The organism is Nocardia sp. NPDC059154 (assembly GCF_042755705.1).
In the GTDB taxonomy this organism is placed as follows: domain Bacteria; phylum Actinomycetota; class Actinomycetes; order Mycobacteriales; family Mycobacteriaceae; genus Nocardia.
The window spans coordinates 19795-44737 of record NZ_JBHZCS010000016.1 but is presented as its reverse complement, the minus strand read 5'-3'; the positions used below and the strand labels follow the sequence as shown (position 1 = coordinate 44737).

23 protein-coding genes and 2 tRNA genes are annotated in these 24943 nt (G+C 67.2%); 12 read left to right on the top strand and 13 right to left on the bottom strand.

Features of this window, described 5'->3' with window-relative positions; genetic code table 11:
- Positions 1–2 precede the first annotated feature (2 nt).
- Complete coding sequence (locus ACFXN1_RS16175) at positions 3–542, bottom strand: peptidylprolyl isomerase (RefSeq protein WP_356996317.1); 540 nt, start codon at positions 540–542, stop codon at positions 3–5.
- A gap of 240 nt (positions 543–782) precedes the next feature.
- Here ACFXN1_RS16175 and ACFXN1_RS16170 point away from each other — a divergent pair, with 240 nt between their 5' ends.
- From ACFXN1_RS16170 to ACFXN1_RS16160, 3 genes are read left to right on the top strand one after another with little or no spacing between them, the layout of a single operon-like run.
- Positions 783–1052 (top strand): hypothetical protein, encoded by a 270-nt coding sequence (locus tag ACFXN1_RS16170; protein ID WP_354847388.1) that lies wholly within the window; start codon positions 783–785, stop codon positions 1050–1052.
- 15 nt (positions 1053–1067) lie between these two features.
- Entirely contained in the window at positions 1068–2906 is a 1839-nt protein-coding gene (glmS, locus tag ACFXN1_RS16165; protein WP_379438129.1) for a glutamine--fructose-6-phosphate transaminase (isomerizing), read from the top strand.
- A gap of 55 nt (positions 2907–2961) precedes the next feature.
- The gene (locus ACFXN1_RS16160; RefSeq protein WP_354847382.1) at positions 2962–3144 is read left to right on the top strand and encodes a hypothetical protein; all 183 of its coding nucleotides are present in this window, start codon (positions 2962–2964) and stop codon (positions 3142–3144) included.
- A 25-nt stretch (positions 3145–3169) separates the two neighbouring features.
- Here ACFXN1_RS16160 and ACFXN1_RS16155 read toward each other — a convergent pair whose 3' ends face one another.
- The 4 genes from ACFXN1_RS16155 to ACFXN1_RS16140 all read right to left on the bottom strand — a co-directional run bounded on the left by ACFXN1_RS16155 (position 3170) and on the right by ACFXN1_RS16140 (position 6878).
- Positions 3170–4012 carry an ABC transporter permease gene (locus ACFXN1_RS16155; protein ID WP_379438130.1) on the bottom strand — a complete coding sequence of 281 codons (843 nt, stop codon included), beginning with the start codon at positions 4010–4012 and terminating at the stop codon, positions 3170–3172.
- Positions 4009–5004, bottom strand: coding sequence for an ATP-binding cassette domain-containing protein (locus tag ACFXN1_RS16150; protein ID WP_379438132.1), 996 nt, complete (start codon positions 5002–5004; stop codon positions 4009–4011). The genes ACFXN1_RS16155 and ACFXN1_RS16150 overlap by 4 nt, the downstream gene beginning before the upstream one ends.
- A 438-nt stretch (positions 5005–5442) precedes the next feature.
- Positions 5443–6468 (bottom strand): adenylate/guanylate cyclase domain-containing protein, encoded by a 1026-nt coding sequence (locus ACFXN1_RS16145; protein ID WP_379438133.1) that lies wholly within the window; start codon positions 6466–6468, stop codon positions 5443–5445.
- Between the two features lie 302 nt (positions 6469–6770).
- A complete protein-coding gene (locus ACFXN1_RS16140) occupies positions 6771–6878 on the bottom strand; it encodes a DLW-39 family protein (RefSeq protein WP_354848972.1) in 108 nt (35 codons plus the stop codon).
- Between the two features lie 61 nt (positions 6879–6939).
- On the opposite strand from ACFXN1_RS16140, the gene ACFXN1_RS16135 reads away from it, so the two are divergent.
- The 3 genes from ACFXN1_RS16135 (at position 6940) to ACFXN1_RS16125 (ending at position 8243) form a co-directional block, all read left to right on the top strand.
- Positions 6940–7530 carry a protoglobin domain-containing protein gene (locus ACFXN1_RS16135; protein WP_379446176.1) on the top strand — a complete coding sequence of 197 codons (591 nt, stop codon included), beginning with the start codon at positions 6940–6942 and terminating at the stop codon, positions 7528–7530.
- A complete protein-coding gene (locus tag ACFXN1_RS16130) occupies positions 7524–8120 on the top strand; it encodes a MarR family winged helix-turn-helix transcriptional regulator (protein WP_379392928.1) in 597 nt (198 codons plus the stop codon). The genes ACFXN1_RS16135 and ACFXN1_RS16130 overlap by 7 nt, the downstream gene beginning before the upstream one ends.
- A 50-nt stretch (positions 8121–8170) precedes the next feature.
- A tRNA-Ala gene (locus ACFXN1_RS16125) sits at positions 8171–8243 on the top strand.
- A 139-nt stretch (positions 8244–8382) separates the two neighbouring features.
- Here ACFXN1_RS16125 and ACFXN1_RS16120 read toward each other — a convergent pair.
- The 8 genes from ACFXN1_RS16120 to dnaA form a co-directional block, all read right to left on the bottom strand.
- Positions 8383–8456, bottom strand: a tRNA-Ile gene (locus ACFXN1_RS16120).
- Positions 8457–8593: 137 nt separating this feature from the next.
- On the bottom strand, positions 8594–9568 hold the full coding sequence (locus tag ACFXN1_RS16115; RefSeq protein ID WP_379400801.1) for a DUF3566 domain-containing protein: 975 nt from the start codon (positions 9566–9568) through the stop codon (positions 8594–8596).
- A 45-nt stretch (positions 9569–9613) separates the two neighbouring features.
- Positions 9614–12127: a DNA gyrase subunit A gene (gene gyrA, locus ACFXN1_RS16110; protein ID WP_379446177.1), complete on the bottom strand. Its 2514-nt coding sequence runs from the start codon at positions 12125–12127 to the stop codon at positions 9614–9616.
- 78 nt (positions 12128–12205) lie between these two features.
- Positions 12206–14239, bottom strand: a complete 2034-nt coding sequence (gene gyrB, locus ACFXN1_RS16105) for a DNA topoisomerase (ATP-hydrolyzing) subunit B (RefSeq protein WP_379446178.1) — start codon at positions 14237–14239, stop codon at positions 12206–12208.
- A 422-nt stretch (positions 14240–14661) separates the two neighbouring features.
- On the bottom strand, positions 14662–15270 hold the full coding sequence (locus tag ACFXN1_RS16100; protein WP_379446179.1) for a DUF721 family protein: 609 nt from the start codon (positions 15268–15270) through the stop codon (positions 14662–14664).
- 112 nt (positions 15271–15382) lie between these two features.
- A complete protein-coding gene (recF, locus tag ACFXN1_RS16095) occupies positions 15383–16567 on the bottom strand; it encodes a DNA replication/repair protein RecF (RefSeq protein WP_379446180.1) in 1185 nt (394 codons plus the stop codon).
- Between the two features lie 163 nt (positions 16568–16730).
- On the bottom strand, positions 16731–17900 hold the full coding sequence (gene dnaN, locus ACFXN1_RS16090; RefSeq protein ID WP_379400797.1) for a DNA polymerase III subunit beta: 1170 nt from the start codon (positions 17898–17900) through the stop codon (positions 16731–16733).
- 802 nt (positions 17901–18702) lie between these two features.
- Positions 18703–20667, bottom strand: a complete 1965-nt coding sequence (dnaA, locus tag ACFXN1_RS16085) for a chromosomal replication initiator protein DnaA (protein WP_379435869.1) — start codon at positions 20665–20667, stop codon at positions 18703–18705.
- A gap of 535 nt (positions 20668–21202) precedes the next feature.
- On the opposite strand from dnaA, the gene rpmH reads away from it, so the two are divergent.
- The 6 genes from rpmH to rsmG all read left to right on the top strand — a co-directional run bounded on the left by rpmH (position 21203) and on the right by rsmG (position 24678).
- Entirely contained in the window at positions 21203–21346 is a 144-nt protein-coding gene (gene rpmH, locus ACFXN1_RS16080) for a 50S ribosomal protein L34 (protein ID WP_033085250.1), read from the top strand.
- An 88-nt stretch (positions 21347–21434) separates the two neighbouring features.
- On the top strand, positions 21435–21806 hold the full coding sequence (gene rnpA, locus ACFXN1_RS16075; protein ID WP_354849003.1) for a ribonuclease P protein component: 372 nt from the start codon (positions 21435–21437) through the stop codon (positions 21804–21806).
- Positions 21803–22123, top strand: coding sequence for a membrane protein insertion efficiency factor YidD (gene yidD / locus ACFXN1_RS16070; protein ID WP_354849007.1), 321 nt, complete (start codon positions 21803–21805; stop codon positions 22121–22123). Before rnpA ends, yidD begins: the two co-directional genes overlap by 4 nt.
- A 4-nt stretch (positions 22124–22127) precedes the next feature.
- On the top strand, positions 22128–23216 hold the full coding sequence (yidC, locus tag ACFXN1_RS16065) for a membrane protein insertase YidC (protein WP_379400795.1): 1089 nt from the start codon (positions 22128–22130) through the stop codon (positions 23214–23216).
- A 30-nt stretch (positions 23217–23246) separates the two neighbouring features.
- Positions 23247–23783, top strand: coding sequence for a protein jag (locus ACFXN1_RS16060; protein ID WP_354849012.1), 537 nt, complete (start codon positions 23247–23249; stop codon positions 23781–23783).
- A gap of 157 nt (positions 23784–23940) precedes the next feature.
- Complete coding sequence (gene rsmG, locus ACFXN1_RS16055) at positions 23941–24678, top strand: 16S rRNA (guanine(527)-N(7))-methyltransferase RsmG (RefSeq protein ID WP_379435871.1); 738 nt, start codon at positions 23941–23943, stop codon at positions 24676–24678.
- Positions 24679–24943 lie beyond the last annotated feature (265 nt).

Here is a 24943-nt window from a genome sequence, read left to right as displayed (position 1 = left end):
TGTCAGGAGATGGTGATGCTGTTGATCACGACGTCGCCGTCCTTGGGCCGGTCGTTGCGATCGGTGGGCAGGTCGGCGATGGCGTCGACCACCTTGCGGGATTCGGGGTCGAGGACCTCACCGAAGATGGTGTGCTTGCGGTTCAGGTGCGGCTGCGGGCCCAGGGTGATGAAGAACTGGGAGCCGTTGGTGCCCGGCCCGGCATTGGCCATGGCCAGCAGGTAGCCGCGGGTGAACCGCAGTTCCGGGTGGAATTCGTCCTTGAACTCGTAGCCGGGACCGCCGCGGCCGGTGCCGGTGGGGTCGCCGCCCTGAATCATGAATCCGTCGATCACGCGGTGGAAGATCGCGCCGTCGTAGAACGGTCCGGAGTCGGTGCCGGAGGCGTTCTTCGTGGTGTACGGCGCGGAACCGTCGGCCAGGCCGAGGAAGTTGCGGACCGTGGCGGGGGCGTGGTTACCGAAGAGCGAGATCTTGATGTCACCGTGGCTGGTGTGCAGCGTCGCCACGGCGGTCTGATTCGGTGAGGTCACGCCCGCCAGCCTAGGCGCAGGCCCGGAACCCGCCCGGAATCGGCACGCTCCCCCGCCTCCCCGGGACTTCAGCGGGCGGCTCAGAGGCGTCGGCGTAGCGCACCCGTGCCGGCGGTTGGGCGCCGAAACAATTCCGGGGGTACCCGGCGAGTTACCCCGAAAGTTGCGAAATCAGTCGTCACGGTCAAATCTGCCCGTTTTCGGGCACAAAAGTGGCAAAAACGGCGTCGGCATGGCAAGTTCTGTCGGGTGAATGACGGGGTTCCGGTCGATCTGGTGCGCCATGTAGCGGCCTCCACCGGCCTGCCGCCCGCCGTCGCGGCCCGCGTGGTCGCCGACGTCGTCGGATACTTCGACGAGACCGCCGAGCAGTTCGTGCGCCGCAGACATGCCGAACTGCAGGGCCGTCAGGTCCGCAATGCCGAGATCTGGCAGCGCTTGGCGGCGGAGCTCGCGCAGCGCCCGGTGGCCGCCCCCGACTTCACCGAACGACAACTGCGTCGCATCGTCTACGGGTGAGGAGTCCTTCGCGCAATGTGTGGAATCGTCGGTTACATCGGGCACCGTGAGGCCGTCCCGGTCCTGCTGGAGGGCCTGCACCGGCTCGAGTACCGGGGCTACGACTCCGCGGGACTGGCCGTGCCGCACCGCGGTCGGCTGCGGGTCACCAAGACCCAGGGCCGGGTCCAGGACCTGCGTGATCGGGCCGACGCCGAGGGCGCCCGGCTGCGCGGCAATGTGGGCATCGCGCACACCCGCTGGGCCACCCACGGCGAGCCCTCCGACGCGAACGCCCACCCGCACACCGACGGCTCCGGCCGGATCGCGGTCGTGCACAACGGCATTGTGGAGAACGCCGAGGAACTGCGCGCCGCGCTGACCGCCGACGGGGTGGAATTCGTCTCCGACACCGATACCGAGGCCATCGTGCACCTGGTGGCCGCCGCCCTGGACGGGGCCGAGACGCTCGAGGACGCGGTCCGCACCGCACTGCACCGGGTCGAGGGCACCTACGGCCTGCTGGTGCTCGACGCCCGCCGGCCCGACGAGCTGGTGGTGGCCCGCAACGGCTCCCCCATCGTGCTCGGCGTCGGCGACGGCGAGATGTTCGTGGCCTCCGATGTGGCCGCCCTGGTGCACCACACCCAGCGCGTGGTGTTCCTCGACGACGGCGAGCTGGCCACCGTGCGCGCGGGCGAATTCCGCACCAGCACACTCGGTCTCGAGGCGCGCCGCACCGACAAGATCCCCACCACCATCGACATGGCAGCCGAGGACTACGCGCTGGGCAGGTACCCGGACTTCATGCGCAAGGAAATGGCCGAACAGCCCGACGCCGTTCGCCGGGCGCTCCGCGGCCGCCTGGACGAACGATTCGCCACCGCCCACCTGGGTGGCCTCAATATGGACGCGCGCGAGTTGCGCGGCATCAGCAAGGTGGTGTTCCTGGGCTGCGGCTCGGCCTACTACGCGGGCCAGCTGGGCGCGCAGCTGGTCGAGGAGCTGGCCCGGATTCCGGCCACCGCCGAGCCCGCCTCGGAGTTCCGCTACCGCAATCCGGTGGTGGACCCGGACGCCCTGTACGTGGCCATCAGCCAGTCCGGCGAGACCCTGGATACCCTTGCGGCCGTTCAGGAATTGCAGCGCAAGGGCGGCCGGGTGATCGGCGCGGTGAACGTGGTCGGCAGCGCCATCGCCCGGGAGTGCGGTGCGGGCGTGTTCCTGCACGCGGGCCCGGAGGTGTCGGTGGCCTCCACCAAGGCGCTCACCAATATGACGGTGTCGTTCGCCATGCTGGCGCTGCTGCTGGGCCGGGTGCGGGATCTGTCCGCGGCCGGCGGTGAGCGCATCGTCAGCGGCCTGCGCGCCCTGCCCGACGCGATCGACGCGGTGCTGGCCGCCGACGAGGAGATCGCGGATATCGCGTCCCGATTCGCCAAGGCGCGCAGCATGTTCTTCATCGGCCGGGTGCGCGCCTGGCCGGTGGCGCGCGAGGGCGCGCAGAAGCTCAAGGAGATCTCCTACATTCACGCCGAGGCGTACCAGGGCTCCGAGCTCAAGCACGGCCCGCTGGCGCTGATCGACCCGGAGATGCCGAGCATCGTGCTGGTCCCCGGCGACGAGCTGCTGGCCAAGAACATCACCACCATCGAGCAGATCAAGGCGCGCGGCGGGCCGGTCATCGCGGTCACCAATACCGATCTGCCGGACGGCCTGGCGGACGCGGTGATCCGGGTCCCGGCGGTGTGCCCGGAGCTGGATGCGATCATCCTGACCATCCCGCTGCAGCTGCTGGCCTATCACACGGCCATGGCGCTGGGCCGGGACGTGGACAAGCCCCGCAATCTGGCCAAGAGCGTTACCGTCGAGTAACCGCGTTCGCTCCCCCGTTCGTGCACGAATTCCATTGCTGTGCCAGCATGGTCGGATGGAGCTGGGGAGCGTTCGTAACAAGGTCATTGTGGCCGCCCTCGTCGCGATTGCGGGCGGCGTCATCGCGTTCTTCGTGAGCAAGCGCCCGCAGCCGCAGGCGCCGGCCGCGGAGCCGCCGCGCCTGGGCTACTCGCGCAACGGCTCGGCGCCGACTCCGGACCTGACGCCGACCCACTGACGGGTCGGCGGCATCGGCCGACGGGTCAGCGGCTCACCGACCGTTTGTACTGATTCAGCGCCAGCGGCACGAAGATCGCGAGAATCACCACGATCCACATCAGGGTGGTCGCGACCGGGTGCCGCATGGGCCAGACATCCGCGCTCAGCCCCATCGGGCTGGTGTTGCCGAACAGGTCGCGGGTCGCCTGCGTCACCGCCGACACCGGATTCCACTCCGCCACGACACGAAGCACCGTGGGCAGGTTGGCGGTGGGCACGAAGGTGTTGGCAATGAAGGTGAGCGGGAAGATCACCATGAAGTTGGCATTGTTGTACACCTCCGGCGCCCGCACGATCAGGCCGATCGTGGCCAGGATCCACGACATCGCGTAGGCGAACAGCAGCAGCAGGACATACGCGAGCACGGCGTCGAGGAGGGAGCCGCGGATCCGCCATCCCACCACCAGGCCGGTCAGCGACATGACGATCAGGCTGACCACATTCATCACCATGTCCGCCGCGGTGCGGCCGATCAGCACCGCGGACGGTGCCATGGGCAGCGAGCGGAAGCGGTCGATGATGCCCTTCTGCATGTCCTCGGCCAGGCTCAGACCGGTATAGGTGGCCCCGAACACCACGGTCTGGGCGAAGATGCCGGCGATCAGGAATTCCCGGTAGGACGTGCCCTGCACGGTGATCGCCGAGCCGAAGACGTAGGCGAACAACAGCACGAACATGATCGGTGCCAGGGTCGAGAAGACCAGCACGTCCGGCACGCGCCGAATCTTGATGACATTGCGCTTGGTGATGGTCAGGCTGTCGCTGACGACCATGGCGAGTCGCTGTGCGAGCGAGGGCTTCTCGGCGACGGCGAGGATGGCGCTCATCGGGCACCACCCCCCGTGTGCTCGTCGGCGGAACGATTTCCGTTGACCAGCTCCTCGGCCTCGTGCCCGGTCAGCGACAGGAACACGTCATCCAGAGAGGGTCGGCGCAGACCCACATCATGAATGCGCACTTCGTGTTTCGCGAGTTGCCCGATGGCGTCCACCAGGGCCTGCGAGCCGTCCTCGACCGGCACGATGATGCGTCGCAGGCCGGGTTCGAGGCGAATCTCCCCGCGCGCCAAGCCTTCCAGCGCCTGCTGTGCGATGGCCAGATTGTCGGCATGGTCGACGACGAGCTCGATACGGTCGCCGCCCACCATGGCCTTGAGCTCGTCGGAGGTGCCCTTGGCGATGACCCGGCCGTGGTCGATGACGGCGATGGAATCGGCCAGCCGGTCGGCCTCCTCCAGGTGCTGGGTGGTCAGCAGCAGCGTGGTGCCGCCCGCCACCAGCTCCTCGATGACATCCCAGAGATCCAGGCGCGCACGGGGATCCAGGCCCGTGGTGGGTTCGTCCAGGAACAGCACCGGCGGATTCGCCACCAGCGCGCCGGCCAGGTCGAGCCGCCGCCGCATGCCGCCGGAGTAGCCCTTCACCGGCCGGTCGGCCGCGTCGGCGAGCCGGAAGCGGTCCAGCAGCTCGCGGGCGCGCTCCTTACTGCGCTGCACGCCCATGTGGTACAGCCGCCCGACCATCTCCAGATTCTCGAAGCCGGTGAGATATTCGTCGACGGCCGCGTACTGCCCCGAGGTGCCGATACGGGAGCGCAGCAGCTGCGGGTCCTTCAGTACGTCCACCCCGGCGACGGTGGCGTGGCCCGCGTCCGGGATCAGCAGGGTGGTGAACACGCGCACGGTGGTGGTCTTGCCCGCGCCATTGGGGCCGAGCAAGGCGGTCACGGTGCCTTCGGGAACGGACAGGTCCAGGCCGTCGAGGGCGACCAGATGGCCGTACCTCTTGACCAGACCCTCGGCGACTATCGCGTCGGGCATGATGCTCCTGGTGTCTCGTGGTTGGTCTGCCGCAACGACTCTTGACTGCCATTACACCAAAGAGGCCGCATCCCGTTGGGGGTCCGGCGGTGCTCGGGGTTGCCGGTACGGGATGCGACCGATTCGATGATCCGCCCAGACACCGGCCACGATCGCGAGTAGTGCACTACTCGAATCGATTTCGGCGAAGGGCGCATTTCGGTCACGCCGCCATGGTCGCACCCGGGTACGACATTTTTTCCGCGAAAAAAACTTGGAACGCGGGCCCCCGATAGCCACACAATCCGAATTCGTCGCGTAGGATCGTTCCCGTCGGCCCCTCCCCCCCGGGCCGACCTTACGCGGGCCTCGGCTAACTCCCCCCCTTCGCCGAGGCCCGCCCCTATTCCCGGAGTAGGTTCGCCCGGCGGCGGAATCACCGTCCGGCAGCGGAACCGCTCAGACCAATGGCCGAATCTCATTGCGGCGCAGCACATGCCCGTACAACCGGTTGATGCCCTTCACCCGCACCGTGGCCAGATGCCGCAGCATGAATTCCGGGTCGGTCTCGATCGACGCCGCCGCGCCGTCGTCGACCAGCACCGTGCCCGGCCGGGCCACACCGGTGAGCCGCGCGGCGGTATTCACCACCGAGCCGTAGAGGTCGCCGAAGCGTTGCAGGACCTCGCCGTAGGCCAGACCCACCCGCAGTTCCTGGGTGACGCCGTGCGAGGCGATGGCGGCCTCCTGCACGGCCAGCGCGATGCGCGCGCCCTCGGCGGCGGTGTTCGCCGCGAACATGACTTCGTCACCGACGTTCTTGATCACCCAGCCGCCGTTGGCCACGATCGCATTGCTGGTGGCCGTCTCGAAGGCCTCCAGCAGCGCCGACAGCTCATCGGCCTCCAGGTGACGGGTCAGGCGGGTGTATCCGACCATGTCGGCGAATCCGACGGCCAGCTCGCGCAGCGTGTCTCCGGCCACCGCTCCCCCGTCCAGGGACCGCGCCAGCGCGGCGTCCAGGTGCCGGCGGAAGGCGTAGCGCTGCAACGTCTCGAACTCGGTGACCACCTCGTCGGTGGCGATGCGCGCGGCCTCGGTGGGATCGATGTCCGGCCGCTCGCGGGTGATGGTGGCGAGGCGATCCAGGATCTCCTCGGTCACCAGATCGACCTGCCACTCGGCCAGCCGGGCCATGGACCGGCCCAGCGTGCGCGCCGCGGTGGTCTGCCGGTGCACGTCCGCGGAGGCCAGCACGTGCAGTTTGGCGAAGGTCCGGGCGGCCTCGACATCGGAGTCGCCGTACTCCACGGCCTCGTCGTCCGGGTCGGCCGGGAAACCGAGCGCCACCCACAGCCGCCGGGTGACGCTGTTGGGCAGCCCGGTCAGGTCCGACACCTGGTGCCGGTTGTACTTGCGCGGCCCGCTCAGCAGATAGGGCTCCACCACGGACTGCACCAGTTCGGACATCTCAGTGGGCGCCATACTTCGACCTTACGGCGTGAATCGACCGGAAAACCCCGGCTTGTTTCGTGTCACAGCCCCGAACTTCCCGATCGGTTCCACCGCCCCGCCACCGCGTGAAACCGCGGCCGCCCGGACCGAACGGCGCGGGCAAGACCACCACTGTGCGGATCCTGTCCGACGGTGGCCGGTGTGCGATGCGCGAGCAGCCGCCGCCAGATCGCCTGCGCGGGTGCGTCTTTCGGTGGCCGGCGTGGGCATCCGGCGAACGGTGTGCCGATTTCGTCCTCAGGTTGACGAAATCGGCACACCGCCAGCGGTTTTCAGCGGGTGGTGACCTCGTGCCAGAGGTCGGCGTCATTGCGCTGACGCAGCTTGCTGATTCCGAAGACAACGGCGGCGATCACAACGAGGGTGAGGACGAATTTCATGTCTCCCACCCTACGTGGCGGAGTCTTGACGAACAAACATAGGACTCCTATGGTTTTCGGCATGACGATCCCAGCTCCCGCCGGATACACCTACGACAGCCCGAATCTCACGCCCTCCCCGATCTCGCTCGACGAGCTCGCCGAACTCCAGCGGTCGCTGCTGTGGAGCGCCGAGGATGCCGCGGCCCTGCGGCGCGCCGGGGAGATCCTGGTGCCGCAGACCGATCGAATCCTCGACGTCTGGTACGGATTCGTCGGCGCGAACAGCCATCTGGTCGCCGCCTTCGCCGGCGCCGACGGGCAACCCGATCCGGCCTACCTGGCCGCCGTGCGGGCCCGGTTCGGGCAGTGGATCGCCGATGTGTGCACCCGCGAGTACGACGCGAACTGGCTGGCCTATCAAGAGGAGATCGCGCGCCGGCACCACACCTCCGGCAAGAACCGCACCGATGGGGTGGACTCGCCCGCCACCCACATCCCCCTGCGGCATCTACTCGCCCTCATCGTGCCGATCACCGTGACGGTCCGCGACTTCCTGGGCGCGACCGGCGCACCCGCCGCCGAGGTCGATGTCATGTATCACGCCTGGTTCAAGGCGATCACCCTGTCGGCGGTGCTGTGGGCCAGGCCGTACAGTCCTGACCTGTGGTGAGTGCGGGAGACGACAACGAGGTCGCGGACAAGGTGGTCGCGGCATTGGACCGGATCGCCCGCGGCGTCCGCGCCCACCGTCAGGCCATCGCCTCCCGCACCGGCCTGACGCCCCTGCAACTCGAACTGCTGCGCACCCTCGCCGACGGCCCGCCGCCGGAACCCCTCACCGGGCTGCTGGCGGCCGAACTCGGGGTCAGCCAGCCCACGGTGTCGGATTCGCTGCTGGCGCTGGAACGCAAGGGTCAGGTGGCCCGGCAGCCCACCCCGGGCGACCGCCGGCGCAGCGCCATCGTCCTCACCCCCGACGGCGCCGAACTGGCCGCCGAGATCCGCGCCGCGGACGACGTGTTGCGCGCCTGCGTCGCGGATCTGCCGGGCGCACAACAGGATCAGACCCTGCGTACCCTGCTCGACCTGATAGCCGGGCTGCTCCGGGCCGGGGTGGTGCAGGTGGCCCGCACCTGCACCACCTGCCGCTTCTACCGCCCGGGCGATGCGGGCACGCCCCGCTGCGACCTGCTCCAGCAGCCGCTCCCGCCGCGCGACCTCCGCGTCAACTGCCCCGAGCACCAACCGGCAGGCGACTGAGCACGCTGTTTGACCTGGGTCAACTCCGACATGTACCTTCGTGCAGGTCTGGGGCCTTAGCTCAATTGGCAGAGCACTGCCTTTGCAAGGCAGGGGTTAGGGGTTCGATTCCCCTAGGCTCCACAGAAGAAAGCCGCAGGTTGCCCCGCAACCTGCGGCTTTTTCGTATTCCGTGCGTGTCGAATCCCGATGCCGCAGTGGCCGAATCGTGAAATGAAAAAAGCCTCCCGGGATTCCCGGAAGGCGTTTTCGATCTTTCGAGTGGGCCTAGGAGGACTTGAACCTCCGACCTCTTCGTTATCAGCGAAGCGCTCTAACCGCCTGAGCTATAGGCCCTCAATGGGTGTTCGAAGTGTGTGACTCGAACGAGGCAGAAGATTACCGTACCGGAGCGCCGATAACCAAAACGGCCGGTCAGCGCACTGCACAGGGCAGGACGGACCGGCCGTAGCGGCGGATCGAAACAGCGGTTTCTAGTCGGGATCGGCCAGGGTGACCTGGATGCCGCCGACCAGATCGGTGCACTGGTTGTAGACGAAGACGCCGACCGTGGACAGCGCCGTCAGCAGCACCACATTGATGAGACCGATCACACCGGCGTAGCCGAAGACCGTGCCCGCGTCGATGAGCGCCGAGCTGGAGTTGTCCGAGACCATGTCGGTGAAGGTGGAGTTCAGGCGCTCCCACACACCCATGCCCTCGAGCACCAGGTACAGCAGGCCGACCGCCAGCATCCACACGAAGAACATGGCCACGCTGATCACCAGCGAGACCTTCAGCGTGGACCACGGGTCGATGTGGCGCAGCTGCACGGTGGCACGCAGCGGCTCACCGGTGGCCGCTGCCTGCGCCACCGCCGCGGGGGCGGACGGCGAGACCGGACCGGCCGGCGCGATCGGCTCCGGCGGCGGCAGCGGGTGCCGCAGCTCGGACAGATCCGGCAGATCCTTGACCAGTTCCGGGCGGGCGATGCTGCGGGTCGGTCCGTCGATGCCGACGGACTTCACCATGGCCGCCTCCTTGCGCGCCGCCTTGGCCGCCAGATCGGCGGTGGTGCGGGCGTTGGAGACGCCGGCGTTGAGGCCGCCGCCCTGCAGACCGCCACCTTGCAGACCGCCGCCCTTGAGGCTGGCGGTGCTGCCCGGCATCGGGGCCTGGCCCGGGCGGTAGAGGTTGGACTGCGGCTCCCGCTGCGGCAGCTGCGACCAGCCTTCCTGGAAGGGCGAACCGCCCTGGGCGTCCGCGGCCTCCGGTGCCGCGGCCTCTGCCGAATTGTTACCTTCCGGCCCGAAATCGCCGGAGTGGTCCGACAATTCAGGTGATTGCGGCGCACCGCCGTCGTTCCCGCCGGTCCGCGGAATAGGCCGCGGCGGAATCGGGGACGGGGCGATTCTCTCGGTCACGCCATTGGCATGACCGCGCTGGTCATTCGGCTGATTCGTGGTCAATGGTGAATCCTTCGATCCGTTTGTGCCGCCGCTGCTGTGGTGAAACTACTGCTTCGCCGAACCGCTGGTGTCATCTTCGGCAACCTGGTCGGGCTCATCCGCGTTCCGAGCGATCGCGAGCAAAGTATCGCCCTCGCCCAGGTTCATCAACCGCACGCCCTTGGTTTGGCGACCGGCCTTGCGAACCTGGTTCGCCGCAGTGCGAATGACACCGCCACCGGAGGTGATCGCATACAGCTCATCATCATCATTGACGATGAGCGCACCGACCAGATTGCCACGCTTCGCGTCGTACTGGATCGTCAGCACACCCTTGCCGCCGCGACCCTGCGCCGTGTACTCGTCGATGGCCGTGCGCTTGGAGTACCCGCCCGCCGTCGCGACAAGCAGATAGATGCCCTCCGCGTCGCGAACGACGTTGAGCGACAACAGTTCATCGTCGGTATTGAAGCGCATGCCCTGCACGCCGGAGGTGGCCCGGCCCATCGGGCGCAGCACCTCGTCATTGGCATTGAAGCGGATGGACTGGCCGTGCGCCGACACCAGCAGCAGATCGTCGTCCGCCGAACACAGTGCCGCACCGACCAATTCGTCCTCGTCGCGCAGATTCACCGCCACGATGCCGCCGGTCCGGTTGGAATCGAAGTCCGTCAGCTTGGACTTCTTGACCAGACCCTTGCGGGTGGCCAGTACCAGATAGGGCGCGTCCTCGTAGGACTTGAGCTGAATGACCTGGGCGATCTTCTCGTCCGGCTGGAAGGCGAGCAGGTTCGCCACGTGCTGGCCGCGCGCGGTGCGGTTGGCCTCGGGCAGCTCGTACGCCTTGGCCCGGTACACCCGGCCCTTGTTGGTGAAGAACAGCAGCCAGTCGTGGGTGGAGGTGACGAAGAAGTGCTTGACGATGTCGTCCTGCTTGAGACCCGCGCCCTGCACGCCCTTGCCGCCGCGCTTCTGCGAACGGTAGAGGTCGGTCTTGGTGCGCTTGGCGTAGCCGGTCTCGGTGATCGTCACGACCACGTCCTCGCGGGCGATCAGATCCTCGTCCTGCACATCGCCGTCGGCCGCGATGATCTTGGTGCGGCGGTCGTCGCCGTACTTGTCGACGATCTCCGCCAATTCGTCACGGACGATGGCGCGCTGCCGCTCCGGCTTGGCCAGGATGTCGTTGAGGTCCGCGATCTCGGCCTCGATCTTGGCCAACTCGTCGAGGATCTTCTGACGCTCCAGGGCCGACAGGCGGCGCAGCTGCATGTCGAGGATGGCGGTCGCCTGGATCTCGTCGATCTCCAGCAACTGCATCAGGCCGGTGCGCGCGGTCTCGGTGTCGGCCGAGCGGCGGATCAACGCGATCACGGCGTCCAGCTGGTCGAGCGCCTTCACCAGACCGCGCAGGATGTGAGCGCGTTCCTCGGCCTTGCGCAGCAGGTACCTGGTGCGCCGGATGATCACTTCCAACTGGTGGTTCACATACAGCCGGATCATCTGATCCAGGCGCAGAGTGCGCGGCACCTTGTCGACGATCGAGAGCATGTTGCAGCCGAAGGAGGTCTGCAACTGGGTGTGCTTGTAAAGGTTGTTCAGCACCACCTTGGCGATGGCGTCGCGCTTCACCGTGATGACGATGCGCAGACCGACACGGTCGGACGACTCGTCGTGGATGTCGGAGACACCCGCGATCTTGCCGTCCTTCACCTGCTCGGCGATGGCGTTGATGAAGTTGTCGGTATTGACCTGGTACGGCAGCTCGGTGATGACGATCGTGGTGCGACCCCGGTTGTCCTCCTCGATCTCCACCACACCGCGCATGCGGACCGAACCGCGCCCGGTGGTGTAGGCGTCGATGATGCCCTGGGTGCCCACGATCAGGCCGGCGGTCGGGAAGTCCGGGCCCTTCACGCGCTCGATGCACGCGGCGAGGGTGGTCTCCTCGTCGGCGTCGTGGTTGTCCAGCGCCCAGTAGATGGCCTCGGCCAGCTCGTTCAGGTTGTGCGGCGGGATGTTCGTCGCCATGCCGACGGCGATGCCGTTGGAGCCGTTCATGAGCAGGGCGGGCACCCGGCTCGGCAGAACGGTCGGCTCCTGCGTCTTACCGTCGTAGTTCGGGATGAAATCGACCGTCTCGTGGTCGATCTCGCGCAGCATCTCCATGGCCAGCGGCGTCAGGCGGCACTCCGTGTAACGCATGGCGGCCGCGCCGTCGTTGCCGCGGGAACCGAAGTTGCCCTGGCCGTCGACCAGCGGGTAGCGCAGCGCCCACGGCTGCGCCATGCGCACCAGGGTGTCGTAGATCGCGGTGTCACCGTGCGGGTGGTAGTTACCCATGGTGTCGGCGACCGGGCGCGCGGACTTCACGTAGCCGCGGTCGGGCCGATACCCGTTGTCGTACATCGCGTAGAGGATGCGGCGGTGCACCGGCTTCAGGCCGTCGCGCACCTCCGGCAGCGCGCGGCCCACGATCACGCTCATGGCGTAGTCGATGTAGGAGTTCTGCATCTCCTGCTGGATGTCGACCGGCTCGATGCGGTCGCCACCCGAGGGCGGAAGCGAAGTCTCAGTCATGGATCAGGTCTCCGTCAGAAGTAGGGGTGGTCCTCGCGGCGCGCACGCGGAGGCCGAAAAGGCCTCCGCTGTCGCGAATTACACGTCGAGGAACCGGACGTCCTTGGCGTTCCGAGTGATGAAGCTGCGGCGAGCCTCCACGTCCTCACCCATGAGGATCGAGAACAGCTCATCGGCCGCGGCCGCGTCATCGAGCGTGACCAGACGCAGGACGCGCACGGTCGGATCCATGGTGGTCTCCCACAGCTCCTTCGGGTTCATCTCACCGAGACCCTTGTAGCGCTGGATGCCGTCGTCCTTGTTGATCTTCTTACCGGCCGCCAGGCCGCGCTCCAGCAGACCGTCGCGCTCCTTGTCCGAGTAAGCGAACTCCGGCTCGGACCGCTGCCACTTCAGTTTGTACAGCGGCGGCATGGCCAGATACACGTGACCGTGCTCGACCAGCGGGCGCATGAAGCGGAACAGCAGGGTCAGCAGCAGCGTCGAGATGTGCTGGCCGTCGACGTCGGCGTCGGCCATCAGCACGATCTTGTGATAGCGCAGCTTGGCGATGTCGAACTCGTCGTGGATGCCGGTGCCGAAGGCCGTGATGATGGACTGCACTTCGGTGTTCTTCAGCACGCGGTCGATGCGCGCCTTCTCCACATTGATGATCTTGCCGCGCAGCGGCAGGATCGCCTGGTACATCGAATCGCGGCCGGACTTGGCCGAACCACCGGCGGAGTCACCCTCCACGATGTAGATCTCGGACTTGCTCGGATCCTTCGAGCGGCAGTCGGCCAGCTTGCCCGGCAGACCGCCGATATCGGTGGCCGACTTGCGGCGCACCAGCTCACGCGCCTTTCGGGCCGCGACCCGCGCCTGCGCCGACGAAACCGCCTTCTGCACAATCGTCTTCGCATCGGCCGGGTTCGCCTCGAACCAGTGCGAGATGTGCTCGTTGCAGGTGCGCTGGACGAAGGACTTCACCTCGGTATTGCCGAGCTTGGTCTTGGTCTGGCCCTCGAACTGCGGGTCGGCGATCTTCACGCTCACGATGGCGGCGAGACCCTCACGGATGTCGTCACCGGTGAGGTTGCCTTCCTTCTCCTTGAGGAGCTTCTTGTCCTTCGCGTACTTGTTCACCACCGTGGTGAGCGCCGCGCGGAAGCCCTCCTCGTGGGTGCCGCCCTCGTGGGTGTTGATGGTGTTGGCGAAGGTGTGGACGGACTCGGAGTAGCCCGAGTTCCACTGCATCGCGACCTCGACCTCGTGGCCGGTGCCCTTGCCGGTGAAGCCGACGATCGAGTTGTGGATCGGCGTCTTGGTCCGGTTGATGTGCCGGACGTAGTCCTCGAGACCGCCCGGGTAGTGATAGGTGCGGGTCTTCGTCTTCGGCTCGGCGGCGGGCGCGTTCTCGTCGAGGTGCTTGGGCGCCTCGGCGGTTTCGCTCACCACCTCGTCGGTGATGTCGCCCTCGTGGATCCGCTGATCGGTCAGCGTGATGGTGAGGCCCTTGTTCAGGAACGCCATCTCCTGCAGGCGGCGGGCGACCGTCTCGAAGCTGAAGGTGGTGGTCTCGAAGATGTCCGGGTCCGGGAAGAACCGGATGGTGGTGCCGGTCTTCCTGGTCGACTCGCCCTGGATCAGCTTGCCGGGCTTGGCGTCCTTGTACTCCTGGGTCCAGTGGTACCCGCCGTAGTTCACCTCGGCCTCGAGGCGGGTGGACAGCGCGTTCACCACGGAGATGCCGACACCGTGCAGACCACCCGACACCGCATAGGACTCACCGTCGAACTTGCCGCCGGCGTGCAGCTGGGTCATGACCACCTCGATGGTCGGCACACCCTGCGCATGCATATCGGTGGGGATACCACGACCGTCGTCGACGACCTCGACACCGCCGTCGGCCAGCAGGGTGACATCGACACGCGTCGCATACCCGGCCATCGCCTCATCGACCGAGTTGTCGACGACCTCCCAGATCAGATGGTGCAGGCCGCGCTCACCGGTGGAGCCGATGTACATACCGGGGCGCTTGCGTACCGCCTCCAGCCCCTCGAGCACCGTGATCGAGGTCGCGCTGTACGACTGATTGCCCTGTTTGGTCGAGCCTTCTGCGTTGGAGTCCATGGCAGCCACTGGTGGGTAGCTCTCCTTACTTGCTGATCCTCCCGGCACAGTGCATGGCACACGTGGAGCCCTCAGACGCTGTCTGCTCGAGTACCCAGACGCTGTCTGCTCGAGAATTACGGGGGCTCACGCGCGGGCGCTGCGGAACGCGCCGGGAGGTATCGCCGCTAGTTACTCCCCCATCCTACTGGTACGACCGACAGAGAACCCACCTATGACACCCCTGAGTGGGCCGTAGGGTCATGAAATCGACCAGCGATATGACCCGTTATGGGTGTGGGGGGTTCCGGAAGCTTCAGCGGGCGATGTGAGCGCGGGCCCGGAGCGGTTTGCGCGAGGGTTCTCCGTGATCTCCGGACGCTCCGCGTGAGATCTCTTCTCGTTCCACGTGAAACAAACGCCCCGGAGCGGGAATTCGCGGGCTACCCGTAGGTGTCGCGCGGGCCCCGGCCCTTGATGTGCCGCTCGCCCTTGCGCCAACTCGGTGCGGTCGGGCCGTTGATCCGGAGCTGTTTGACGACGCCGTTGCCGACCGCGGCCGCGATTTTGGCGAGGATCTGGGATTGGAACATGCGCAACTGGGTCGCCCAGGCCGTGGACTCGGCCTGAATGCTCAGCACGCCGTTCTCCAGCGAGATGGGCTGGGCGTGGGACGCGATGTCCTCCCCCACCACGCTGGCCCAGCGGCCGAAAACCGTACCCTCGGCGACCTTGGCCGACCAACCGCGGCCCTTGGCCAGCTGCATGGCCAGCGCGGAGAGGGTCTGCGGATCGCGCTCGTCCGGATGCGCACCCGACCAGCCGCTGCGCCGCCGCAGGGCACGAACGCCACCCTTGCGCGGCGAGGCCCGGCCCTGACCCACCGACTTACCGGCCGCGCGCGCCGCCGCACGTGCTTCTTCGAGGGCGCGCCGAGCCAGGTCGACGCCGCGCAACTCCGGTTCCGGGCCGGTCCCATCGCTGGATTGACGCGGGGCACCAGGATTCGCCGCGGGTGGGGTGCGGTCGTTGCCTTCGGTCGGCTCGGCCATCCACAACTCCTTCCACACCTGGGAATCCCGATGATCATCGGCGGTTCGTCACGTGATTCTGCCGTATCGCACCGACCGACTCACCGGCACGACGCGCGATTCCGCCGCAAGGTCACATGGACGCCGACTCGGCTATCCGGGACGCCCGGTGATCGGCCTCGCCCGTGGTCTCCACCCGCACCGGCACGGCATCCAGCTCGGGCGGTACGTCCTCGGGCACCGCGGCGGTGATCAGCACCTGTTCGGCGCCGGCGGCGACCGCGGCCAGGGCGGTGCGGCGCCGGCGATCCAGTTCGGCGAACACGTCGTCGAGGATCAGCACCGGATCGGTTCCGGCGGAACGCAGCAGCTGGAAGGCTCCGAGCCGCAATGCCAGCGCGAAGGACCAGGACTCGCCGTGACTCGCGAAACCCTTCGCGGGCGCGGAACCCAGCATCAGATCCAGATCGTCACGGTGCGGGCCGACCAGGCACACCCCGCGCTCCAGCTCCTTGGGACGCGCCGCGGCCAGCTCCCGCAGCAGGATCGCCTCCAGCGCCTCCTCGTCCTCGGCCTGTGGCGCCCGCGCGGGATCCAGGAATTCCGGCGGCAGGCTCGCACTGCGGTAACCGATTGCGGCGGGCCGGGATTCGGGCGCGATATCTGAATAAGCCTGTGCAAGATGTGGATAAAGGTCGTGCACCAACCGCAGCCGCTGCGCCAGCAGCACCGCCCCGTGCGCCGCCAGATGACCGTCCCACACATCGAGGGTGCTCATCTCCGCGCCGCGCGCACCCGAACGGGCGTTGCGCCCAGCCGTTTTCAACAGCGCCGACCGCTGCCGCAGCACCTTGTCGTAATCCGCGCGCACCCCGGCCAGCCGCGGCAGTCGCGCGGTGGCCAGTTCGTCCAGGAAGCGCCGCCGCTCCCCCGGATCCCCGCGCACCAGCGACAGGTCCTCCGGCGCGAACAGCACGGTCTGCAGAATCCCCAGGATCTCCCGCGGCCGCCGCACCGGTGAGCGATTGATCTGGGCGCGATTGGCCGTGCCCTGATTCAGCTCCATATCCACCCGCAGCTCGCGGCCGGTATTGACCACCGTCGCACCGATCCGGGCCTTCTGCGCGCCGATCCGGATGAGCGGAGCGTCGGCCGCCACCCGATGTGAGCCGAGTGTGGACAGATAGCCGACGGCCTCGATCAGGTTGGTCTTGCCGTTCCCATTGGCGCCCAGGAAAACCGTTCCACCGGGCGAAAGTTCGAGTTCGGCGGCCTCCCAGGACCGGAAGTCGCGCAGTGACAGCGCACGCACGTGCATCCGGCTAGTCCACCATGCCCGCGATCGGGTCCAGTACCGGCCCTGACTGGGGATACTCGAACGCGCGCGGCGGATTCGCCGCGCGCGCCGAGTTTTTCACAGGTTTGTCAACACTGTGCACAGTTATGTCGTCCGCGCCGAGTCGATGGGTTGCCGAACGGGCTCAGCCCGGCAACCGCACCGGCATCAGCAGGTAGATGTAGTTGCCGCTGAGGGCCGAGAACGCGCCCGACTCCAGCTGGGCGGGCTCCTCCTCCGGCGCCGGCAGGAACACGGCCGGGCGGCTGGGAGTGGTGAAACCGAAGGTCACCCGGTCCGAATGCGCGGCGGAGAGGCCGTCGAGCAGGTAGCCGGGGTTGAAGGCGATGGTCAGCGGCTCACCGCGGAACTCGGCCTCCAGCCACTCCTCGGCGCGGCCGGCGTCGTCGCCACCGGCGGAGAGCAGCAGGCCTTCCTCGGAGAACTCCAGCCGCACCTGGGCGCCGCGCTCGGCCACCAGGGCCACACGCTTGATGGCCTCGGTCAGCGCGTTCACCGCGAGGGTGGCGATGGAGGTGTGCTCCTTGGGGAGCAACTGACGGAACTTGGGGAATTCCGCGTCGAGCAGGCGCGTGGTGGTGCGGCGGCCGCCGTTCACGATGCCCAGCAGGCCGTCGGTGCCGTTACCGAACGCCAGCTGCACCGGCTGATCGGACGCACCGAGGGTCTTCGCGGACTCGGACAGGGTGCGGGCCGGGATCAGCACCGCGGTCTCCACATCGGCACGGCCCGGCTGCCATTCCAGCTCGCGCACGGCGAGACGGAAGCGGTCGGTCGCGGCCAGGACCACCTTGGGGCCCTCGATCTCGACGCGGATACCGGTGAGCATGGGGAGGGTGTCGTCGCGGCCGGCGGCCACGGCCACCTGGGAGACCGCCTCGGAGAACAGGTCCACGGCGAGCTCACCGGTCTGCGGCGGCAGCTCGGGAAGCTGGGGATAGTCCTCGACCGGCATGGTCGGCAGGGAGAACTTGGCGCTGCCACAGGCGATGAGCACGCGGGTGCCGTCCAGCGACACGTCCACCGGCTTGTTGGAGAGCGCCTTGGTGATATCGGCCAGCAGGCGGCCCGACACCAGCACCTGACCCGGACCGGCGACCTCCGCGGCCACCCGCATCTGCGCGGAGACCTCGTAATCGAAACCGGAGACCGTCAGGCCGTCCTCGTCAGCCACGAGAAGCACGCCACCGAGCACAGGCACCGGAGGCCGCGACGGCAGGCTGCGGGCCACCCAGGCTACGGATTCGGCGAAGTCCTCGCGGGCGACCCGAAACTTCATGCTTGCAAGCTCCATCGCCCGGTCTGTCCTCTCCACTGTCGGTCGTTCGGATCTTCGGATCAGTAATCGGCAGTCTCGCACACGGGGCCGACACCAAACCGTACCTGCGCGAGACCGACGTGCCTACGCCGACCCTCCGGCTCACCACCGGAACTCTGGTGGGCTCTCACGGGCATTGCCACTGAACCCCTTCGGCACCGATCCCTTGCCCGTCCTTCTCCTTGCTGCCCGATCGGGTGGGGAGGGGCTGCCCATCGAACCGTGTCCTCCCAACCCGAGATTCCACACACCCTGTTTTAGAAGAACCTTTTCTAGAAGAAGAACTGAAGTAGTAGTAGGTCCTGTTAGTTCTGTGGACTTCGGCCATTCACCCAGGTCGGAGCGTCCGGCGGCGTGTGGATGTCGTCGGGGTGGCTCGAGGATGAACAACGCGTGGCTGTGGAGTTGACCTGCTACTCCACATTTCTCCTCGAGCCATCCTCGAGTTGGTCCCACGTTTCGGGCCATGCTGCGCACATCTGAGCGAAACCGGGGACAACTCGAGGATTCCTCGAGGACCTGACATGGACTCCTCGAGGAATCCACAAGCCGCTGAGCGCATCCGGGCAGGTCAGCCCTCGAGGATGAATCCACCTGTGGGAACTGTGCACGAAAAGTTGTGCACCCCTGTGCATGACGGCCTGGGGGCAACCCGGTGGACAACAGTGGGATTCCTCGAGGAATCCACACACCTTCCTCGAGGACTCCTCGAGGAATCCACAACCCCGGAAAACAAAGAACCCCACGTCAGACGACGTGGGGTCCTGTGGACTGTGGATCAGCGCGAACGCTGTTTGATTCGGGCTGTGAGTTCTTGAACCTGGTCGTACACGCGCCGCCGCTCGGTCATCTCCTTGCGCACCTTCTTCTCCGCGTACATGACCGTGGTGTGGTCGCGGCCGAAGGCCTGGCCGATCTTGGGCAGGGACAGATCGGTGAGCTCGCGGCACAGATACATGGCGATCTGCCGGGCCTGCGCCAGCGGCCGCGCCTTGCCGGGACCGGTCAGCTCCTCCAGCGTGGTGTTGAAGTACTCCGCGGTCACGGCCATGATCGTGGCCGCCGTGATCTCCAGCGTCGCGGTGTCGGGCATCAGATCCCGCAGCACCACCTCGGCCAGCGACAGATCCAGCGGCTGCCCGTTCAGCGACGCGAACGCGGTGACGCGGATCAGCGCGCCCTCCAGCTCGCGAATATTGCGCTCCACCCGGCTGGCGATCAGTTCGAGCACATCGTGCGGCACATCCAGGCGGTCCATGCGGGCCTTCTTGCGCAGGATCGCGATGCGGGTCTCCAGCTCCGGCGGCTGCACATCGGTGATGAGCCCCCACTCGAACCGGGTGCGCAGCCGCTCCTCCAGCGTCGCCAGCTGCTTGGGCGGCCGGTCGGAGGACACCACGATCTGTTTGTTGGCGTTGTGCAGGGTGTTGAAGGTGTGGAAGAACTCCTCCTGGATACCTTCCTTGCCCTCGATGAACTGGATGTCGTCGACCAGCAGGATGTCGGTCTCCCGGTAGCGGCGCTTGAACGCCACCTTCCGGTCGTCACGCAGCGAGTTGATGAAGTCGTTGGTGAATTCCTCGGTGGACACGTACTTCACCCGCATGCCCGGGAACAGCCGCTGGGCGTAGTGGCCGGCCGCGTGCAGCAGGTGCGTCTTGCCCAAACCCGAAGCGCCCCAGACGAACAGCGGATTGTAGGCGCGCGCCGGCGCCTCCGCGATGGCCACCGCCGCGGCGTGCGCGAAGCGGTTCGAGGCACCGATGACGAAGGTGTCGAAGGTGTACTTCGCGTTCAGGCTGGCCGAGGACTGCGCGGGTGCGGGCTCGCGTTCGGGCGTCCGGTTGAAATAGGTCGGCCACGAATTGCGGACATTCACCACCGGCTCGTCGTCGTGCGCCTCGTCCACCGGCCGACGCGCAGCCGGTTCCTCCGAATAACGCGGCGCGGGTTCGTCCGAATAACGCTGGGGTGCGGGCTCGTCCGAGTACCGCTGCGGGGCGGGTTCATCGGCGTAGCGCTGGGGTTCGTCGGAATACCGCTGCGAGGCGGGACGGACGGGTTCGTCGTCGGGGTCCGGCGAGAACAGCGACTCCTGCCCGGGCGGCATGGGCGCGCTGCGATGGTTGTCACGGCGCCGGGGCGGCGCGGGCGGCTCCACGACCGGCATCGGACGGTCCGGCGCCGACATCGGCAACTCTTCGGCCATCGGCGGCTGCCCGAATTCCACAGGTGGATAAGCATCGCGCTCGTCGTACTCGGCCGGGTAGTCCTGGGGAGGGAGGTAGCGCGGCGCCGCGTACTCCTGCGGACTCGGATACATGGGCTGTGGACGCTCGCCCAGCGGCGGCTCGGACGGATACGCGGGAGGCACGGGTTCGGGTTCGCGCGGGCGCTCGGGCCGGGAGGTCATGCGCGCGTGCCGCGGGGCATTCCCCGAGCGACCGGCGGGCGGATGCTGCTGCGCGCGAATGCGCACGCCCAGGCCCTCGACCTGCAGACCGCGGCGGGCCAGGGATCGCAGGATCAGCTCCCGCAGGTCCCGCTCGACCGTCACCTGCGCCATCGTGCCCGGCACCGAGAGCAGGGCGAAGCCCTGCGCGAAGGTGATCGGTTCGATAGTGTTGAGCCACGCCTTGTGGGCCTTGCTGACCGGCTGGATCTCCCCGTCCGCGGAACCACTCGCCAACTCGGCGATCACCTCGGGCCAGACAGCCGTCAGCACATTCTGCTCGTCGTCCACGAACGTAGTCCTCCCCGGATGTAGGTCGATAGGAGCAGACGGTCTGCGCTGCTCGGCTCCCCCAGTCACCGGGCGTCGGCGAGTCACCGTCGGCCCTACGAATATGCCACTCCAGGGGTCTTTCCACACAATTATCCACAGATGTGGACAACCTGGGGATACACGCAACCGCGTGTCTGATTCCCCGAATCAGGCGCGTACCTGCGGGTTCACAGCAATCAGCTGGCAAAGTCAACCGCAGTCGCAGCGAAGGACTGGAAAGGACCGTACACGACGCCCGCGCCGCGACACGAACCCGCAGCAAACGCCACGCGGAACGATCGATCCAGTGCGGAAATCGGGCCTCTACCCCCGAGTTTGACCCTCGTCCAGGGGGTAAGTACCCTTCTACAGTCACCCTATGGTGCGGTGGCGGCTGTCTGCTGCCCGTGCCGACAAGGGTATTGCGCCGAGAGACCCAGGTCCCTCGAGAGCACTGTTTCACCGACAAGCTTCGGGCGTCACCGGATGCCCACCACCTAGAGGAGTGTTGACCGTGGCCAAGGGCAAGCGGACGTTCCAGCCGAACAACCGTCGTCGGGCGCGCGTCCACGGCTTCCGTCTTCGGATGCGGACCCGTGCGGGTCGTGCCATCGTCTCGGCGCGCCGTGGCAAGGGCCGCGCCAAGCTCACGGCCTGATTCGGTAACCCCCGGATGCGGCGTCGTATGTGCGACTCGCCGTCCGGTCTCCGGTCCCCCATCCGCCCGCACTCCGCTGGATGCTCAGGTGCTGCCTGAGCCCTACCGGCTGCACCGGCGCATCGACTTTTCCCGGACGGTGCGCCAGGGCCGGCGGATCGGGAGACGGGACCTAGTTGTGCACGTACTGCTACACGATGATCAGTCGAGCGGATCGACCCCGGCCATCCGGGTGGGCGGTCCGCGTTTCGGCTTGATCGTCAGCAAGGCGGTGGGTCCGGCGGTGGTACGCCACCGGGTGGCCCGCCGCCTGCGTCATATCTGCGCAAGCTTGACGGCCGAATTGCCCGGCGGCGCAGACATTGTCATTCGCGCCCTGCCGGGTGCGGCCGGCGCGCCCTCCGACGAACTGCTGCGTCAATTGCACAGCGGTTTGCGCAAGCTCGGCGCTCTCTCATGAACGCCCTGCGCGCCGCTGCCCGGATACCGGCCAAAGCTCTGATATTCCTCATCGAGCTGTATCGGACCTATATCTCCCCCACCCGCATGCCGGTGTGCCGATTCACTCCCTCGTGCAGTGAGTACGCGGTGACGGCGCTGCGCACCCGCGGACTGTTCGTCGGGCTCGGACTGACGGCCGTCCGATTGGCGAAATGTGCGCCCTGGCACCCTGGTGGGTGGGACCCCGTACCGGAGCGCAAGCACCGGCACGCGGCATCAGCTTACGAAGGGTCATCGCCCGCGGTGACCGGCGATACGAACGACGGGAGTGCATAGCGCCGTGCTCGACTTCATTTATTACCCGGTGTCGGCCATTCTGTGGTTCTGGCACCAGGCATTCGGGTATGTGCTGGGCAAGAACAGCGGATTCGCCTGGGCACTGGCCGTGGTGTTCCTGGTGTTCACGTTGCGGCTCGTGCTCTACAAGCCGTTCGTGAAGCAGGTGCGCACCACCCGGCAGATGCAAGAGTTGCAGCCCCAGATCAAGGAGCTGCAGAAGAAGTACAAGAACGACCGTCAGGAGATGACGGTCCAGATGCAGAAGCTGCAGAAGGAACACGGCTTCAACCCGCTCATGGGCTGCCTGCCGGTGCTGCTGCAGGTTCCGGTGTTCCTGGGTCTGTTCCACGTGCTGCGGTCGTTCAACCGCACCGGCCACGGGATCGGGCAGCTGGGCATGACGCCCTACGACAATGCCCACACCCCGAACTACATCTTCTCTGCGGCCGACGTTCAGTCCTTCCTGTCCGCCCGGCTCTTCGGAGCTCCCCTCTCGGCCTACATCACCGAGCCCGCCACCGTGCTGCAGTCCTTCGCCGACTACGGCGGCGTGCCGACCAAGCTGGCCATCGCGCTGGTCTCGATTCCGCTCATGGTGATCGCCGGTGTCGCGACCCATATGAATGCTCGCGCCTCGGTGGCCCGGCAGTCCGCGGAGGCCGCGGCCAACCCGCAGGCCGCCATGATGAACAAGATGGCGCTGTACGTCTTCCCGCTCGGTGTGCTCGTGGGTGGTCCGTTCCTCCCGGTCGCCATCCTGATCTACTGGGTCTCCAACAACATCTGGACCTACGGGCAGCAGCACCTCGTCTTCGGCCGCATCGAGAAGGAAGAAGAAGAGAAGAAGCAGGCGGCCCTGGAGCGTCGCGCGCAGAACGCCCCGAAGCCGGGCGCCAAGCCGGTCGACGTCCGCAAGAAGCAGGCGGCCGCCAAGGTCGAGGACGCCCCCGCCGATGCCGTCGAGGACGCCGTCTCCGATGCGCCGCAGGCGTCCCAGAATGGTGCCAAGCCCGCGCCCGGCGCCCGGCCGAGCACCGGCAAGAAGCGCTCCGGTAATCGTGGCCGCGCCAACCAGAAGCGGCGTCGCTGAGACTTGCAACTCCAGATGAAGGAAACAACCATGACTGTTGAAACCGACGGAGGGGAACCCACTGTGACGGCAGCGACTGCGGCACCGGACGCCGCGACCGACGCCGAGGAAGCGCTCATCGAAGAGGGTGAGATCGCCGGCGATTACCTCGAGCAGCTGCTGGACGTGCTCGACTTCGACGGCGATATCGACCTCGATGTCGAGGGGGACCGCGCCGTCGTGAGCATCGACGGCGGCAAGGATCTGGCGAAGCTGGTCGGTCGCCGGGGTGAGGTGCTGGACGCGCTCCAGGAGCTGACCCGGCTGGCCGTGCAGCAGGCGACCGGCGTGCGGAGCCGGCTCATGCTGGATGTCGCGGGCTGGCGCGCCAATCGTCGTTCGGAGCTGAGCGCGCTCGGCACCGAGGCGGCCAAGCGCGTGCTGGAAACCGGTGAGCGTGAGGCCCTCGCCCCCATGACCCCGTTCGAGCGCAAGATCGTTCACGACGCCGTGGCCGCCCTCGACGGTGTGGTGAGCGAGAGTGAAGGCGTGGAGCCGAACCGTCGCGTGGTGGTACTCCCCGCCTGACACGCGGACACGTAGGGCAGGGCCCCCGGGTTGCAGAGACCCGGGGGCCCTACGCTTATCTGAAGTCGTCCCCCGTCGCAATTCGCCACCGTGCGAGGGGGTTCGGGGGCACGATCCCCGAGAGTCCCCCACGGGTTGGGCAAGTTCGTTCGGAAGGATGTTTCACGTGGAACCTGACACCGAGATGACCGCTCCGGGTCCGGTCGATCCCCCGGCCGCGGCCGCGGTCGTTTTCGGCGATCGGCTCGACAAGGCCCGGCTCTACTACACCGCCCTCGCCACCGCAGGCGTGGAGCGCGGACTGATCGGCCCGCGTGAGGTCCCCCGGCTGTGGGATCGCCACATTCTCAACTGCGCGGTGATCGGTGACCTGATCCCCCACGGCGTGCGCGTGGTCGACATCGGCAGCGGGGCGGGCCTGCCCGGCATCCCGCTCGCCATTGCCCGGCCCGATCTCCGAATCACCTTGGTGGAGCCGCTGCTTCGCCGGACCGTCTTCCTGGCCGAGTTCGTGGCCGAGGCCGGACTCGACAATGTCCTCATTGTGCGCGGCCGGGCCGAGCAGGCCGGCGTGAAGAAGGAGGCGGGCGGCGCGGACATCGTCACCTCCCGCGCGGTCGCTCCCCTGGCGAAGCTGGCGGGGTGGTCCATGCCGCTGGTCCACGAACACGGACGGATGCTGGCGCTCAAGGGAATCAGCGCCGCCGAGGAACTCGAGCGCGATCGCGACGACCTGACCAAGGCGGGCGCGGGGCACGCCGAGGTCCTGGAATGTGGTGCGGGAGTGCTCGAGACGCCGACCTATGTCATTTGTGCCGAGCGGTTGGCGCGCGCGGATCGCCGCGCGGAGCGCAAGGGTGGGGGTCGTGGGACCAGTCGCCCGAAGCGTCACTGACGAAGCTCGGGCGACTGGGGTCGCGAAGTTTCATGTGAAACATGAAGCCGGTTGCGATCTTTGAGTGGTTTCGCGGGTGAGTTTCCCCGACTCGAGGCGTGTCGCGGTGCGAAGCTGTCCGTTCAACTTCCGTATTGTGTCCTCTACTGGCAAGCTAATGAACGTCGAGCGTGAACGACTTCCAGCCGATTCGAGCCAGCCCTCGGTGACAACGCAGCGTCGCGGCCGTTGCTGCCGGGTGCGCGAAATTCTGCTCGGCCATGTG